Below are 15,382 nucleotides of genomic sequence, written 5' to 3'. Positions count from 1 at the left end.
CGGTCTGGCCGGTACAGAATGCGTTGAAAGTTTCACCTCGATACCGAATAACCCAAAAGTTCGTACGACGCCAAGAGTCCGCCGGTCATCCAGAGTCTTCATTTGCCCGCGTACCAGTAACCGGGCCAAAGACGATTCCTGCTCGGCGCTTGCGCATCAAACGTCAAACGGCAAACCAAGTTATTGGATGCTTGTAGCGGCCCGCGTTGTCATGTAACGTCATGCGGTTCCACCTATGCAGCACGGGAGAGATCGTTCAGTGAGCGACGCCGACGGAGCAACCGCCCCGGAAACTCTCAGGCAAAAGGACTGTGCTGCAGGAACATCTGGAGAGTGACGCTGCGTGCGTCCACCGAAGGGGAGCCTGACCTTGTCGGCCGGGCGAAACTCTCAGGTACAGGAACAGATGGGGCATCAAACGCCGGAGGCCGTCTTGCGCGAAGCATCGCGATCGCAGCCAACCGGGGATGCTCAACTCGATCTGGACCATCTTATGTCACGAATCGCCATTATCGGCGCCGGGATCACCGGCGTCACGACCGCTTACGCCCTCGCCCGCCGCGGCTTCAATGTCACCGTCTACGAACGCCATCGCTATGCGGCGATGGAAACCTCGTTTGCGAACGGGGGACAGCTTTCGGTCAGCAATGCGGAGGTCTGGAACCATACGGCCACCGTCCTGAAAGGACTGCGCTGGATGCTGACGCGCGACGCTCCGCTCCTGTTGAATCCGTCTCCTTCATGGCACAAGTATTCGTGGATGGGCGAATTCCTGCGGCAGATCCCGAACTACCGCGTGAATACCATCGAAACGGTACGCCTCGCGCTGGCCGCACGCGAGCATCTCTTTTCGATTGCGGAGCGCGAAGACATCCAGTTCGATCTGGAGCGCCGCGGCATCCTGCATATCTATGCGCATCGCAAGGACTATGACGCCGCCGCGCGAGTGAACGTGCTGCTGCGTGAAGGCGGCCTGGATCGTTATGCCGTCGGCGCGAACGAAATTGGTCTCATCGAACCGGCGTTGCAGGGCCAGTTTTACGGCGGCTTTTTCACACCGTCCGATTCGACGGGCGACATTCACAAGTTCACGCGCGGTCTGGCCGACGCGTGCGTGCGTCGCGGTGTCGAATTCCGTTACGACACGTCGATCGACTCGATCAAGCAAGGCGGTGACGGACACTTCACCATCGACGCGACGAACGCGGGTGCACGGAACGTGGACGTTTTCCAACAGATCGTCGTTTGCGCAGGTGTCGGCAGTCGCGCGTTCGGCGCCATGCTGGGCGACCGCGTCAACGTCTATCCGGTGAAGGGTTATTCAATCACCGTCTGCCTCGACGACGAACAAAGCCGCCGCGCGGCGCCTTGGGTCAGCCTGCTCGACGACAAAGCCAAGATTGTCACGAGCCGGCTCGGCGTCGATCGTTTCCGCGTGGCGGGCACGGCTGAAATCAACGGCTTCAGTCGCGACATTCGTGCGGACCGCGTGACGCCGCTGGTCGAATGGACCCGCCGCCTGTTCCCGGAAGTCTCCACCGCGCGGGTCATTCCATGGGCGGGCCTGCGCCCTATGCTGCCACGCATGTTGCCGCGAGTCGGACGCGGCAAGCGCCCAGGCGTTTTCTACAACACGGGACATGGCCATCTCGGTTGGACCCTGTCCGCCGCAACGGCGGAATCGCTTGCGCAGGCGATCGAAACTTGAACTAACGAAGGCGTCGATCTCGAAGCGGTCAATGTCCAATGGCGGCCGCTTCGATCGCGCAGCGCTTTGACACGCCTGCTGCCTCGTCGCGGCAGTGGTTCTTTCGGACAACGCAGCAGCCCTGCCCGGCATTCTTTCCTTCCGCAACGGCGTCGGCGCTTCAGGCTATCCATCGCCGGCTACGTGTACATTTTATTCAGCACTTCCATCTCTTCGCGGATAACCGGACGCGCTATCTGTGCAAATGCACTTACCAGGCGGGTCTGAGCCTGGTAGGGCGGGAACAGCAGCGCAACCTCGCTCGGTATATTCACCGCGAAGGGCCGCACCTCGATCCCTCCATTAACAAACTCATCGCGAGCTGCTAGCGGGTTGACCAGACTGATGCCCATGCCTGTGCGCACCAACGCGCACACCGACGAACCAAGACTTGCCTCCGCGACGATCTGACGAGACACATGCCCGGCCGCGAATACATCGTCAATCGTGGATCTGAGCGCGCTTTCTCCGGTGGGTGCGATGAACCGCTGATTTGCGAAGTGCGCGGGTTTCAGCCTGCGCAGGCGGCAAAGTGGGTGGTCTTTCGGCAGCACCGCGACGCACCGGAGAGTCGCGATCGTCTCGCGGCGGATGTGAGGCGCATCCCCGGTGAGCAGAGCCAGTCCCGTATCGCAGAAGCCGGAGCGGACCCACTCTTCCACATTCACCGCGTTGCCAGAGTGAATTGACACCAGAACATCCGGGTGCGCAGCGTGAAATTCAGCGACAACCTTAACGAGCAGATCGCCCGCCAGCCGCGGCATCGCGGCGATGCTCAGCCGCGCTGCGCTGAACGAACGGATGTTGGCAGCCACCGATTCAAGTTCCGCCAGCCCGGCGAAGGTCCGTTCCACTTCGCGATGAAAACGCAATCCGTCCTGGGTGGGATTGAGCCGGCTACCGTTACGTTCGAAAAGCGGGAACGCCGTAATGCTCTCGAGCTGCGATATCAGGCGGCTCACCTGCGGCTGCGATGTATGCATGACGCGAGCGGCGTTCGTCATCGAGTTTGACGACATGACCGCACGGAAAGCCTCGATGTGGCGAAATCCTAACTTTAGCTTCTGCATATCGTTTCTGTATCGTTCAATGCGAGAGACGCATTGGACTTTAGCATAATGGTGACCGATATTTAGTTCGTAGTTCAGCAGGTTCCGTTGTTTTGAATCGCACTGCAGCGGTCCGGAATCGCGGTCAATATCGATCACTAAGGGAAACTAAGGACATGAAACTTTCCTCTATCCTGACCGCTGCGATGACGCTCGCCGGGTTCTACGCAGGACTTGGCCTGACGAGCACAGCTTATGCGGATAGCTCCAGCCGGCTCGATCGCATCAAGGAAACCGGCACGATTACCGTCGGCTATCCGACCACCTCGCTGCCGTTCGCCTATCTGGACAACGCCCATCAACCGGTCGGCTACTCGGTCGAAATATGCCAGCGCATCGCTGCCAGTCTCAAGAGCACGCTTGGCCTTGCCGATCTGAAAATCCGCTATCTGCCCGTGACGTCGGCCACGCGTCTGCCTCTACTGGCGAACGGCACAATCGATCTGGAATGCGGCAACACCACCAACACGGTCGAGCGCCACAAGCTCGTCTCGTTCGCACCGACTACGTACGTCGCGAAGGTCGTGCTGATGGCCCGCAAGGACAGTGGGCTCGATGTGAACACGCCCGCCGCGTTCAGGGGCAAGACTGTGACGAGCCTTGCGGGGGGCCTGGACCTGCAGGTCATCCAGCAGATCAGCACGCAGCAACATCTGAACATTTCGGTGCTCCCGGTCAACGACACCGCGGCGTCTTTCATCGCGGTGAAGACCGGCCGCGCGATGGCCGTCTCGACGGACGACGGGCTCGCCTACGGTCTGGTCGCAACGTCAGACCAGCCACAGGACTATGTGATTGGCACGAAGGCAATGCTGCTCGCGCCGTACGGCATCGTCGAACCCAAGGACGATCCCCGTTTCAAGCAGGCCGTGGACGGCGCGGTACTCGAGCTCATGAAGTCAAAACAGATTTACGCGATGTACGACAAATGGTTCAACGCGCCGGTGCCGCCGAATGGCATCAATCTGAAGTATCCGATGAGCGCCGAGCTTAAACATGCCTTCGAACATCCGTCCGATTCCGGCGATCCCGCGGCCTATCAATAAGCCACTTAAGCAACCCTACTTCAAGTCCGCGCAGCCATGAACTATCAGTGGAACTGGGCCAGTTTCAACGACCTCTCGCCCGACGGTGTCCATACCTACCTGCAGACGATGCAGATCGGAGCATGCTGGACCGTTGCACTCGCGGTGAGCGCCTATGCTATCGCGCTGCTGCTCGGCTCGATCATTGGCGTGATGCGTACGGTCGATTCGAAGATCGCGCGAACTATTGCTGCGACGTACGTGGAGTTGTTCCGCAACGTGCCGCTGCTGGTGCAAATGTTTCTCTGGTATTTCGTGCTGCCGGAATTGCTTCCCAGGTCACTCGGCACCGCCATCAAACAGATCCAGCAGCCGTGCGGCCAGTTTTTCCCCGCGCTGCTTTGTCTCGGCTTCTACGGCACGGCGCGCATCGCGGAAACCTTGCGCTCCGGCATCCGGTCGCTGCGCGCGGGCCAGCGGCAGGCCGCGCTCGCGCTTGGTCTGTCCGGATTCCAGGCGTACCGCTTCGTGATCCTGCCGCAGGCGTTTCGGGTCGTGGTGCCGCCGCTCACGTCCGAGTTGATGGCGACGATCAAATACTCTTCGGTCGCGATGACGATCGGCCTGCTCGAACTGACGGGAGCGGCGCGGTCGATGCAGGAATTCAGTTTTCACACCTTCGAAGCGTTCAGCGCCGCGACGCTGATCTACTTCGCGATCAACAGCGTGGTCGTCTATGGGCTGATGCTTGTCGAGCGTAGGTTAGCGGCGCCGTCGGCCGGCTCGCGCAAGGTATCGTCCGCGTCGCCGCTGTCCCAAGTCGAGCAATCTTAGGACAGACATCATGACCTTCCTCGGACTGAAAGAAATTGCCGCCTCGTTGCCGTATCTGCTGAAAGTCGGCCTGACTTTTTCGCTGACGCTCACCGCACTCGCTGCCGCGTTCGGCCTGATGCTCGGTACGCTGCTCGCGCTGTGCCGGATGTCGCCATCCAGGCTGCTCTCTACGCCAGCAACGCTCTATGTCAACGGCATGCGCTCCGTGCCGCTGCTGCTGGTGATTTTCTGGTTCTTTTTCCTCGCGCCGTACGTCGGTGCATGGATCGTACATTCGCCCACTCCGGTCGACGTCGGCGCGTATCGCTCCGCTGTCATCACGTTCACGCTCTTTGAGTCCGCTTACTTCTGCGAAATCATGCGCGCCGGCATTGCGTCCATCGCAAGAGGACAGGTGCAGGCAGGTCTCGCGCTTGGGCTCAGTTATCGTCAGACGATGATCACGGTCGTGCTGCCTCAGGCCGTGCGCAACATGACACCTGCATTATTGACGCGTGTGATTACGCTGTTCCAGGACACGTCCCTCGTGTATGTGCTTTCGATGACCGATTTCTTCGGCGCAGCTTCCGAAATCGCGGCTCGCGATGGCAGCACGGTGCAGATGTACGTGTTGGCCGCGCTCGTCTATTTCGTTATCTGCTTTGGCGCATCGCGTTTCATCAAACGTTTCGAAACCGCGCGGCACGCGCACTGATCCGGCTGACCAATCTCTATGATCCAGATTGAAAATATCAGTAAGTGGTATGGCGCCTTCCGGGTGCTGACCGACTGCAGCACGCAGGTGGCCGCAGGCGAAGTGGTCGTGGTGTGCGGTCCGTCCGGCTCGGGCAAATCTACGCTTATCAAGACCGTCGACGGTCTCGAAACTGTCCAGCGAGGCGAAATCCATATCGACGGGATCGGCGTCACCGGACCTCGCGTCGATCTTGGCAAGATCCGCTCACGCGCAGGCATGGTCTTCCAGGGCTTCGAACTGTTTCCGCATCTAAGCGTCCTCGAGAACCTGTGCCTCGCCCAGACGCGCGTACTCAAACGCGATCGCGGCGCGGCCCAGAAACGGGCCATGCAGCTTCTTGAACGGGTCGGTCTCGCGGCGCATCGGGACAAATATCCCGCAGCACTCTCAGGTGGTCAACAACAGCGCGTGGCCATCGCCCGGGCGCTGGCGATGGATCCAGCCGTCATGCTGTTCGACGAGCCGACGTCGGCACTCGATCCGGAAATGGTGAACGAAGTGCTCGACGTGATGACGGATCTTGCCCGCGATGGCATGACGATGATGGTCGTCACTCATGAGATGGGATTTGCGCAACGCGTCGCCGATCGCGTCGTTTTCATGGACGGCGGCCGCATCGTCGAAGACTGCAGCAAGGACGACTTCTTTGGCGGCACCGCGGGACGCAGCGAGCGCTCGCGTCATTTCCTGTCGAAGATCCTCCATCACTAGCCTTTCAAAGAGCCGATATGCAGGACTTTCCCATTTTTGATTCCCGCCACGCACATCACGCGCGGCTGGCAGATCTGCGCAGCGATACCGTCACCCGCCCGACCGAGGCCATGTATGCGTGCATGCGTGAGGCGCCAGTCGGCGATGATGGTCTCGATGGCGATCCGACCGTCCATGCGCTTGAAACCGCCGTTGCGGCGATGCTAGGCAAGGACGCCGGGCTCTATGTGCCCACCTGCACAATGGCGAACCTGCTCGCAGTGCTTGCTCATACGCAACGGCACGAACAGGTACTGCTCGAATCGAGCGCCCATATGTTCACCACCGAGCGCGGCGGCTCGTTGCTTGCTGGCCTTGCTTACACGCCAATCGAAGGCAAGGCCGGCGCGATGGATCTGGACCGGCTCGAGGCGGCCGTCAGGCCCGGTTCCCACAGGATCCGAGTTGGCCTCATCGCGATGGAGACGTCACACAACAATGCCGGCGGCGCTGTATTGCCACTCGCACATATGCAGGGTGCGCATCAGATTGCGCGGGGGGCCGGCGTATCCGTGCACATAGACGGCGCGCGCCTGATGAATGCGGCGGCCGCACTCAACCTGCCCGCGGCGACGCTTGCGCAACATGCGGAATCCGTTTCGCTGTGTCTCTCCAAAGGCCTGAGCGCACCTGTTGGCGCGGTGCTCGCGGCGAGCGATGCCGCAATTGCGCGAGCGCGGGCATATCGCAAGATGCTTGGCGGCACGCAGCGCCAGGCAGGCATCATGGCCGCCGCCGGCCTTGAAGCCCTGCGGACCATGAGCAAGCGACTTGCGGACGACCACGCCAAGGCGCGCGTGCTTAGCACGCGTCTGAACGCGCTAGGCGCGCCCTTGCCCTTTGCCGCCGGTGAACCTCAAACCAATATCGTGCAGGTGCACGTCGGGGGAACAGGAATGTCCAGTCATCAATGGGTCAAAGCGCTAGCCGAATTGGGCGTACTGACTCGTCCGTGGGGCGAAAAAACTATCCGGTGCGTGACCCATCGCCATATTGACGATGCCGATATCAGTCACACCGTCGACGCGTTCGCACAAGTGTTAGAAAAGCAGGGGCAGGCATGAAAAGACAGGCCGCTTCAACCGAGGTGCAGCACCACGTACCCGCCGACGCATGCGATGCACACATCCATATCTTCGACGCCAGGTTCAGGCAAACGCTTGCTGCTGATGATATGTCGGCGGTGCCGACAACCGTTGACGACTATCGGCAGGTTCAGCCGAGCTTCGGCACGACCCGCACCGTGATTGTCACCCCGCGAAATTACGATGTAGACAACACCGTTACTCTGGATGCTATCCGCCAGCTAGGCATCGACCGGGCACGCGGCATCGCGACCATCCGGCCAGACATCACCGATGGCGAACTTGATGCGCTTAACGCTGGCGGCATTCGCGGCATCCGGTTCACGCTCTACACATCCGACGATGCGCCCACCAGTTTTGAAATGGTCGAGACGTTGAGCCACCGGGTGCATGAGCTCGGCTGGCATTTACAGCTGCACTGGACTGCCGCCCAGATCGTCGAGTACAGCAATTTGCTGGATCGCATTCCTACCGAGTTCGTGTTCGATCATCTGGCCCGGCTGCCAATACGGGCTGGACTAGCGCACCCAGCCAGAGGACTTGTCGAACGATGGCTCACGACTGGTCGCGCGTGGCTCAAGCTGTCGGCACCTTATCTCGACTCACTGATCGGAGAGGCCGGCACGTTTTCGGATATGGACGTGATGGCCCAACACTGGATCAGTGTTGCTCCGGATCGCCTGGTCTGGGGCAGCGATTGGCCACATACGTCAATGAGGCCCGGTCCGCAGCCATCAAACATTATTGCCGGTCTGAACCGATGGACTGGATGCGCGTCCACCCGCCGTCAGATCCTCGTAGATAATCCCGCGAGACTTTACGGTTTCGGCGATCCGACGAACCTGCTTGCCGCAGAAAGCCTGACGTTAAGGTGAACGGCACTAGACATGATGTATGGGCCTGCCGCACGTCAAGGTATACGTCATGGTGACCATCCGCAGGTTGTCGCGATACCCCCCGGCGAAACGTGCAAAGTGATCGAACTCAGGCGGTACAAGCCGTGTAGTGGCGATTGCAACAGGCCGCGGCTGCGTCAACCGGAACGAATTCGAAGGGATGGCCGATGGAAAACGCGGAGAAGTCCTTGCGTTCGCTGATCGAGAAAAGGTTTGCGCCCACGCCGGCAATGCCGGTTCGCATAACCCGATTCAGTCGGACAGGCTCGAGTCCGAGAGGTTATGTCTGCGTTGAGACATCGAGACCTGCAGGTCCGCTTGCAATTTTCTTCTTCCGCCACAATGACGGTGCGTGGTGCGTATTCCCGCCCGAGCCCGTACGACCGGCGATGAGTGTTTCCCCGGAGTGCAGCACGATTGCGGGATCTGCGCAGCGATCCAACGCCTGGCGAGTCCAGGAATGGAGTGGAGGGCAAAAAATGCTTGATGAGTCGGAACGACTAACGCTGGAATATGCTCGAGAGCTGGAGGTGTGGACGTGTGCCTGGTACGACGAAGCTGTCGCGGCGAATCTTGTGCACCCGTCGTATCACCCTGATGCGACGATCATAAAGCGTCTCTAGGACCACTTCCACGCAGGCCTGTCGCCGGCGGAAGCCGCAAATGCATGCTTCGGCAACAGCCACTGAAACGCCAGCGTTAAGTCTGGAACGGTACGGCGGGCGCCGACGGTCGGTCACCAATCCCGTGGCCTCTCGATGTGGTTCAATGTGGCGTCATGAAGACGGGCGCGCATCGAGAATCGCTCCTGAGTTAGCTGCAGGTGTAATCTCGGCGAATTCCGCTGCCGGGTAACGCACTCCACCTTTTGCCTGTTCAAAGCCAACAACTTCGAGAGACAGGCCCTTGCTCTGCCTCCGAGATCAAGAGGCAGTTTTTGACTGGAGGATTAGACAAGCGGCCGGCGTCCGGTATTGGGTTGTGGAATTTTCGCGAACGCTTCGGCGATAAAATCATGAACGCGATCGCCCTCTTTGGGACGAGGCGGTTTGCTGCGTAGACCTATTTGCAGCGGAACGGCAGGGGCGGCAAAGTCAGCTAGCACGACCTGGAGACGACCGGCTTAAGTCCCTCTTCGAACAGCCATGCTGGCCCCTGCCCGATCCCGAGACCCGCGCTAACAGATTCGCGGGCAGCTTCCGGGGAGTTGATCCGAATCCTCTACCCGAGACCGGAACTTCGGCATCCCTGAACCGCCACGTCGCCCCAGTAGCCAACAGTGTGTAAATCACGCAATCGTGTTGCGCCGACAGCGAAACGCACACAGCGATGAAAGATCGGGGCATGAATAGGTTCGGCATTGCGTTCGCAAAGATCAAGCTTGGGAAGCACAGTCTATTGGAAAGCTTTCATTCGCCTGCCGCGTAGTGCCTTATGCTTCCCACCACTGGATGCGATCGACCAGCTTCTGTCCCACTTCGGGCGTTACTGCGCGGCGGGTCAACAGGTGCTCGGCGCCATAAATCTCCGGCGTCTCCGACAGAATCGCAGTACCGCCGTGCCGCACGAGCAGATCGACGGCTGCACCCAGTACGGGATTGGCCGTGATGCCGGAATATCCGTCCGACCCACCACATTGAAGGCCGATGGTGAGATGACTTGCCGAAACCGTTTCCCGCTTAACGTCGTTCGCGTCGGGCAACATCTGCCGGACCTGTTCGATACCCTTTGCAATTGTCAGGGTCGTGCCACCGGTGTCCTGAATCGTGAAGGTTCGCAACCGTTCGTGTTCTTTGAGCCGCTGGGTTTCGAGCAGCCGAGAAATCTGGTTCGTTTCACAGCCCAGGCCGATAACCAGCACGCTCGCGAAGTTGGGATGGCACGCATAGCCGCCAAGGGTGCGCTGGAGGATCGCGAGACCGTCGCCTTCGGAGTCGATGGCGCAACCCGAACCATGGGTGAGCGCGACGACGCCATCGACGTTCGGAAACGCGGCCAGCGCGTCAGGATGCGTGTCGCGGCGGAAATAGTCGGCAATGGCTCGCGCGACCGTCGCCGAGCAATTCACCGAGGTAAGGATGCCGATGTAATTGCGCGTTGCCACACGGCCGTCTTCACGCACAATACCGCGAAATGTCGCGGATCTGGCCAAAACGGTGTACCGCTTCACCGGTCATCACAACCGCGCTTCCTTGATGCATCGCCACCCGATTCAGCCTAGCATCGCCAGTGCACTTGCCAGCACAGCCTGCTTGAATGCTTTCGGCCGCCTTGGCAGCGAGGAAAACGGGCTCAGCACGTGGCTATACGCGACGGTTTTACTGATGCCGTTGGCCAGCAGCGAGAACATGATTTCGGGATCCTGTTGAGGGACCTCGCCTGCGTCAATCGCGTCAGCGAGCAGTGGCACGAACACATCGTGAAACGGCCGCACCACCCGCTCGATCAACACGTCAAGGCGCTCCCCGGTTTCCGTCGCAGCAGTCGAAAAGAACATCCCCACGTCCGGTGTCAAAAACACCTGATCTATCAGGACCGACACCGCCCCCTTGACGCGCGCTCGCGGCGCCAGATCGGGCATCCCCCGTAGCGCTGCGATCTTCGCGATCATTCGCGCTGTTTCGTCGGCGATCTGATCCACCACGGCGAGCCACAGCGCTTCCTTCGAACCGAAATGATGCGCGACAAGCGCTGGGTCGACACCCGACGCTCTGGCAATTTCGCGCACGCTCGTCGCCTCGTAGCCGCCTCTCGCGAACGCGCCACGCGCGCTTCGAAGCAATGCATCCGCGCCGCCCGCGTCATTGCAGGCCGGGCGACCACGCGGCCGGCGCGGCGAGGCTGCGGTCCTAACGTTGTCAGCGTTATCGTTCGAGTGTTTCATAAGGATGCTAGATCTGTTCAGGCAAAGCCCGGAAGTTTAACTGGTGCCGCAGCGCGCATGACTGCGGCGCCTGGTTTGACTTGAGCGCCTCGAACCTGTAGTATCGCATTAATTCATCAACCGTAGAATATTTACATGAATCAACGCTCCCGGATCGTCATCGTCGGTGGCGGCATTGGAGGACTTCCGCTGGCAACCAGGCTGGGCAACACGCTTGGTCGCAGCGGTCTCGCCCACATCACGTTGATCGACAAAAGCGCAACGCACATCTGGAAGCCCATGCTCCACACCATCGCGGCTGGCACCCGCGATGTCCAGCAACAGCAGGTCATCTATCTCGCCCACGCCCGCGACCATGGTTTCGACTACCAGCCAGGCGAAATGGAAGGCCTGGACCGCGATGCGCGCGTCATCAGGCTGGCCGAACTCAGATCGCCATCTGGCGAAGTCGTCATCGGTCCGCGCACGGTTGAATACGATGTGCTGATTCTTGCGCTGGGTAGCCAGGCCAACGATTTCGGCACACCAGGCGTACTCGAGCATTGCCATTTCATCGACAGTCAGGCACAGGCCGAGGTCTTCAACGAAGCCTTGCGCACCCGCATCTTCCAGAGTGTCGTAACGAATAGCCCGTTGCGAGTGTCGATTGTCGGCGCCGGGGCGACCGGGGTCGAACTGGCAGCGGAATTGAGCCATTTGCTCGAAGTGGCCGCGAGTTATGGCGACCCTGGCATCCACTCACGCCTAAACCTTACGCTTTATGAAAGTGCACCGCGCGTACTGGCGGCGTTTCCGCCGGCGGTGTCGGAGTCCAGCGAGGCACAGTTGCGGCATATCGGTTTCACGGTGCGAACGGGCACGCGAGTGACCGCTGCCGAACCGGATGGACTCCGGCTCGGCGACGGCAGCATGCAGCAGGCAGATTTGACGGTATGGGCGGCGGGCGTCAAGGCGCCTGATTTTCTGGGCAAGCTGGATGGGATCGCGGCGAATCGTTCCAATCAGATCAGCGTCAGACCAACGTTGCAGGCGCTGGATGACGACACGATATTCGCTCTCGGAGACTGCTCGACGCTGACGCTAACCGGCAATGAGCGCCCGCTTGCGCCCACCGCGCAGGTTGCCACGCAACAGGCCCAGTTTCTTGCGAAGCACTTGCCGGGGTGGCTTGCTGGAGGCTCATTGCCCGACTTTGCATTTCACGACTTCGGCGCGCTCGTGTCGCTGAGCGACTACAACGCTTTCGGGACGCTCGGCCAGTTCGGGTTCTTCCGTGGCGGCTTTATCAAGGGCCGTTTTGCGCAACTCAGCCACGCCATGCTCTACCGGCAGCATCAGCAGGCTTTGCACGGTTTCGGCAAGGCCACGCTGCTGTGGACAGCAGAGCGGATCAACGGCCTCGTGCGACCGAAGATACGACTGAATTGAAGGCCAGCTCACATTTTTACAGAAGCACGGGAATGGATCAGTACATGACGGAAAACATCACATGGCAGTGCACTGTCGGCCAGCTTGATGCCGCTTGTGCCCATCAAATGACGGCTCGCGTCAGGCATATGGTCGATTCGTACGCATGGAGCCCTCAGTCGAATGATAACGGCGCCGTTGCGATCACTGTGCTTGATCGAATCAGCCCGCGAACGACCACCGTCTCGTGGAGCGATCCACGAGGCTGCAGATACGGCGAACAGGTTTGGCGTCTTGCCACAGCAAGACGATCGGGCATCTGCGCATTGAGCGGACAACCCATCGTTGCTGGCGATGCGATCTACCGCCCCTCGAAGACCACCCCACCGCCAGCCAATGCCGCTGCCATGATGCTCGTGATCGCAGTTGACCGTGCCTTCGCTGATTCATGTTGCTAGTAGCCCATCGTCGTTTCGACGAAGGCGCTTTTGCGCGGGCGCCCGTTTTCCTTTACCACGCCCGATTTGCGGGAGCGCGAAGTGTTTATCAGCGGCGATGAACGTGACACCGCCCATCATCCATGTCATTTTCAGCTACTTGAGCTTCGGCTCGCGCGCACCCGAGATACTTGAACCCGAGCAGCCACGAGTACGCAGCGTGATCGCGGACTTGTTCGATGATATTGTCCAAGAACTTCAACTGGCGGATCTTGATGGGCGTTTCGCGCTGATATCGCCCGCAAGACCGCACCACACCGAGGAGCTACAAGTGCCGCTAGCCTCCGCTACTGCGCGCCTTGCCGCCGACGCGCCCAACTACGTCGTCGCCATCGAGGCGGGTCACCACCCACTAACTGGCGACGAAGGCCCGCACGAAGGCGGCCAGGATCGCGGCGCCGCGCCATTCGAGTTCGTGCTCTCCGGGCTTGCCGCCTGCACGGCCGCCACGCTCCGCATGTACATGCAGCGCAAGACCTGGCCGGCCGCCACGATCGCCGTTGAGGTCAGCCTGCATGCCGATCACGACGGGACCCAGTACATCCGCCGCGGCGTTGCCGTCGACGGACCGCTTGAAGAGGCGCAACGCGCGCGCCTTGCCGAAATCTGCGAAAAGACGCCGGTCACGCTTTTCATCAAGCGCGGCACGCGCATCGACACAACGCTGCGCGTTGCATGACTGGCAAAGGCCCTGCCCCGCATCAACATCCGGGTGTTGACAGATTTTCTGCGGCCTACGGTGAGGTAGGAGCACAAATGCTGAGATGGCTTCGTCAGATCGCGTGACGGCGCATGCCGGTGCTCCGAGCGCACCACCGGTCGCGCTGGCGTAGCCGTCGCCACCGCTCGCCGAGCGGCAGCCGACGACAACGGTGCACACGATCGCTGCTCGGACCGGCACGCGGTACCCTTCACCCGCTCGCAAACACGCTACCGCTGCGGTACGCCATCGCGCCACTCGCCCCAATGCGCGACGATGTCCTGCACGAGCGGATTACCCGCGAGGAACAGATTGTTGATCGCGATCGTGAAGCCGCCCTGCGACGAGTAGTTGAGCAGATTGTCCGCGCTCGACTGGCCCGCATACGGGCGGTCGAAGTCCGAGCCAGCGCGCAGCACCGCTACACGGTTCAGATCAACACGATGCACGGTCGCCGCGCGCGTCAGCGCCTCGAAGGTCGCGTTGTCTTCCTGCTGGGTCGTGCAATAGGTGCCCTTGCCGTCCGTCAGGATCTTCGTCCATTGCCGCGCGCGCTCGCCCAGATCGGTGCCCGACCACCAGGTATCGCCCGCCAGCGTGTCGCACTGGATCACGGTCGGCGGACGGTTTGCGGGCGCATAGCTGTATTTGGCACGGGCAGCCTGCGCCTGTGCGTCGTCGGTCAGCGTCACGTTGCGCGACAGCGCGAATGCCGCGTGCGAAAGCGCCGGGTTGAGCTGGAACACTTCGGTGCGATAGTCGAGCGGCGGCTTCTGCGTCGGGCCCGTCGTGTTGATGCCGAGGTAGCCGGTGTTCCAGCCCGGCGGAATTTCGCGTCCGTCGATTTCCCATTGAATCCCGAAGTCGACGAGCCAGTTCGCCCACGCAGCCGAACCGACGGTCCCCTGAAGCGGATCAATACCAGCGATGCCCGCCACCATGAAGTACGTATGACGCAAGTCGAAACGCGGCGAGAACGTCAGCGCCATGATCGACGCGGCGGCATTCGCGTGCCCCATGCCCGTCGTCATCACGCAGACCTCCTGGTGATTGCAGTGTACGGCCGGGTAGTCGGCGGACAGACCCGCTACGGAGATGTCCTGCCATGGTCCGAGATGATCGAGCCACACCTGGCCTTCCGGACCGAACATGGAAATGATCATCACCTTGACCGGACGGCCGTGCGACGCGCCGTCGTCCTGCGCGAAGCTGTCGTCGGGATGTGCGATGGCCGGTGCAACTGCTGCGCCTGCCACCAGCAACGATGAAATTGCAGCACCAAAAGCACGATTTAGCATAAGAGGTCCCACCTGATATGTAAGTACTGCGGTTCCGAAACGTGATTCGCGTGCCAGTTTTCGACTGACGTCGTGGCTTTTTGTCGGCATGCAGCGTGGGACCTGGGCGTGAGTCGTTCAGGTGACTATGAGTATAAGCAGAGAAAAATGCGTATGGGCAAGCGGAAGCGGATCTGCACGCGGACGACACGGCAACGGCGGACACAACGTGCAGCGACTGGCCATCAATGGACAACCGCCGCTTCGTGCATCGCAGCTGATTCAGGCCGCATCGACAGACACCGATGCCCTTGTCGTCGAAAACTTCCGCGATATGGTGATCCTCGAACCTGCTGGAGGCTGTGGGCGACCGTGCACCGAACGCGGGCTCCATCCATCGTTCGCATCGACACGTAACGTAATGGTAAAGAA

General features: G+C 60.6%; 14 protein-coding genes, 3 pseudogenes and 1 riboswitch. Of the genes and pseudogenes, 10 read left to right on the top strand and 7 right to left on the bottom strand.

What is annotated here, in order from left to right:
- Window positions 1-233 precede the first annotated feature (233 nt).
- Window positions 234-322: riboswitch (glycine riboswitch) on the top strand.
- A 171-nt stretch (window positions 323-493) separates the two neighbouring features.
- Complete coding sequence (locus tag BJG93_RS30755) at window positions 494-1,708, top strand: D-amino acid dehydrogenase (RefSeq protein ID WP_027194243.1); 1,215 nt, start codon at window positions 494-496, stop codon at window positions 1,706-1,708.
- 179 nt (window positions 1,709-1,887) lie between these two features.
- Here the strand turns inward: BJG93_RS30755 and BJG93_RS30750 are convergent, their stop codons facing one another.
- The gene (locus tag BJG93_RS30750; protein WP_322786933.1) at window positions 1,888-2,955 is read right to left on the bottom strand and encodes a LysR substrate-binding domain-containing protein; all 1,068 of its coding nucleotides are present in this window, start codon (window positions 2,953-2,955) and stop codon (window positions 1,888-1,890) included.
- Window positions 2,956-2,972: 17 nt separating this feature from the next.
- Between BJG93_RS30750 and BJG93_RS30745 the strand changes: the two genes are divergently transcribed.
- Genes BJG93_RS30745 through BJG93_RS30720 form a run of 6 tightly spaced genes read left to right on the top strand, consistent with a single transcriptional unit; the run spans window position 2,973 to window position 8,164 of the window.
- Window positions 2,973-3,902, top strand: coding sequence for an amino acid ABC transporter substrate-binding protein (locus tag BJG93_RS30745; RefSeq protein WP_027194241.1), 930 nt, complete (start codon window positions 2,973-2,975; stop codon window positions 3,900-3,902).
- Between the two features lie 36 nt (window positions 3,903-3,938).
- Window positions 3,939-4,715 (top strand): amino acid ABC transporter permease, encoded by a 777-nt coding sequence (locus tag BJG93_RS30740; RefSeq protein ID WP_027194240.1) that lies wholly within the window; start codon window positions 3,939-3,941, stop codon window positions 4,713-4,715.
- 10 nt (window positions 4,716-4,725) lie between these two features.
- Window positions 4,726-5,412 (top strand): amino acid ABC transporter permease, encoded by a 687-nt coding sequence (locus BJG93_RS30735; RefSeq protein WP_034477386.1) that lies wholly within the window; start codon window positions 4,726-4,728, stop codon window positions 5,410-5,412.
- Window positions 5,413-5,430: 18 nt separating this feature from the next.
- Window positions 5,431-6,165 carry an amino acid ABC transporter ATP-binding protein gene (locus tag BJG93_RS30730; RefSeq protein WP_027194238.1) on the top strand — a complete coding sequence of 245 codons (735 nt, stop codon included), beginning with the start codon at window positions 5,431-5,433 and terminating at the stop codon, window positions 6,163-6,165.
- 17 nt (window positions 6,166-6,182) lie between these two features.
- On the top strand, window positions 6,183-7,268 hold the full coding sequence (locus tag BJG93_RS30725; RefSeq protein ID WP_051374182.1) for a GntG family PLP-dependent aldolase: 1,086 nt from the start codon (window positions 6,183-6,185) through the stop codon (window positions 7,266-7,268).
- Window positions 7,265-8,164, top strand: coding sequence for an amidohydrolase family protein (locus tag BJG93_RS30720; RefSeq protein WP_051374181.1), 900 nt, complete (start codon window positions 7,265-7,267; stop codon window positions 8,162-8,164). Before BJG93_RS30725 ends, BJG93_RS30720 begins: the two co-directional genes overlap by 4 nt.
- A 109-nt stretch (window positions 8,165-8,273) precedes the next feature.
- Here BJG93_RS30720 and BJG93_RS30715 read toward each other — a convergent pair whose 3' ends face one another.
- From BJG93_RS30715 to BJG93_RS30695, 4 genes and pseudogenes are all read right to left on the bottom strand, one after another.
- Window positions 8,274-8,429: a hypothetical protein gene (locus BJG93_RS30715; protein WP_154671687.1), complete on the bottom strand. Its 156-nt coding sequence runs from the start codon at window positions 8,427-8,429 to the stop codon at window positions 8,274-8,276.
- Window positions 8,430-9,134: 705 nt separating this feature from the next.
- A pseudogene (locus BJG93_RS30705) lies at window positions 9,135-9,489 on the bottom strand (LysR substrate-binding domain-containing protein); the annotation flags it as partial.
- 134 nt (window positions 9,490-9,623) lie between these two features.
- A pseudogene (locus tag BJG93_RS30700) lies at window positions 9,624-10,325 on the bottom strand (UxaA family hydrolase); the annotation flags it as partial.
- Window positions 10,326-10,397: 72 nt separating this feature from the next.
- On the bottom strand, window positions 10,398-11,069 hold the full coding sequence (locus tag BJG93_RS30695; RefSeq protein WP_027194237.1) for a TetR/AcrR family transcriptional regulator: 672 nt from the start codon (window positions 11,067-11,069) through the stop codon (window positions 10,398-10,400).
- Window positions 11,070-11,204: 135 nt separating this feature from the next.
- On the opposite strand from BJG93_RS30695, the gene BJG93_RS30690 reads away from it, so the two are divergent.
- Window positions 11,205-12,497: an NAD(P)/FAD-dependent oxidoreductase gene (locus BJG93_RS30690; RefSeq protein WP_027194236.1), complete on the top strand. Its 1,293-nt coding sequence runs from the start codon at window positions 11,205-11,207 to the stop codon at window positions 12,495-12,497.
- Window positions 12,498-12,529: 32 nt separating this feature from the next.
- A complete protein-coding gene (locus BJG93_RS30685) occupies window positions 12,530-12,934 on the top strand; it encodes a DUF3331 domain-containing protein (RefSeq protein ID WP_231337667.1) in 405 nt (134 codons plus the stop codon).
- A 151-nt stretch (window positions 12,935-13,085) separates the two neighbouring features.
- Here BJG93_RS30685 and BJG93_RS36585 read toward each other — a convergent pair.
- Window positions 13,086-13,205, bottom strand: a pseudogene (locus BJG93_RS36585) (IS6 family transposase); the annotation flags it as partial.
- Between the two features lie 39 nt (window positions 13,206-13,244).
- Between BJG93_RS36585 and BJG93_RS30680 the strand changes: the two are divergent.
- Window positions 13,245-13,652, top strand: coding sequence for an OsmC family protein (locus BJG93_RS30680; RefSeq protein WP_027194235.1), 408 nt, complete (start codon window positions 13,245-13,247; stop codon window positions 13,650-13,652).
- Between the two features lie 251 nt (window positions 13,653-13,903).
- Here BJG93_RS30680 and BJG93_RS30675 read toward each other — a convergent pair whose 3' ends face one another.
- Window positions 13,904-14,971, bottom strand: coding sequence for a purine-nucleoside phosphorylase (locus BJG93_RS30675; protein ID WP_027194234.1), 1,068 nt, complete (start codon window positions 14,969-14,971; stop codon window positions 13,904-13,906).
- Between the last annotated feature and the right edge of the window lie 411 nt (window positions 14,972-15,382).

It is taken from the genome of Paraburkholderia sprentiae WSM5005 (genome assembly GCF_001865575.2).
GTDB lineage: Bacteria > Pseudomonadota > Gammaproteobacteria > Burkholderiales > Burkholderiaceae > Paraburkholderia > Paraburkholderia sprentiae.
This window is presented reverse-complemented; position numbering and strand designations above follow the sequence as displayed.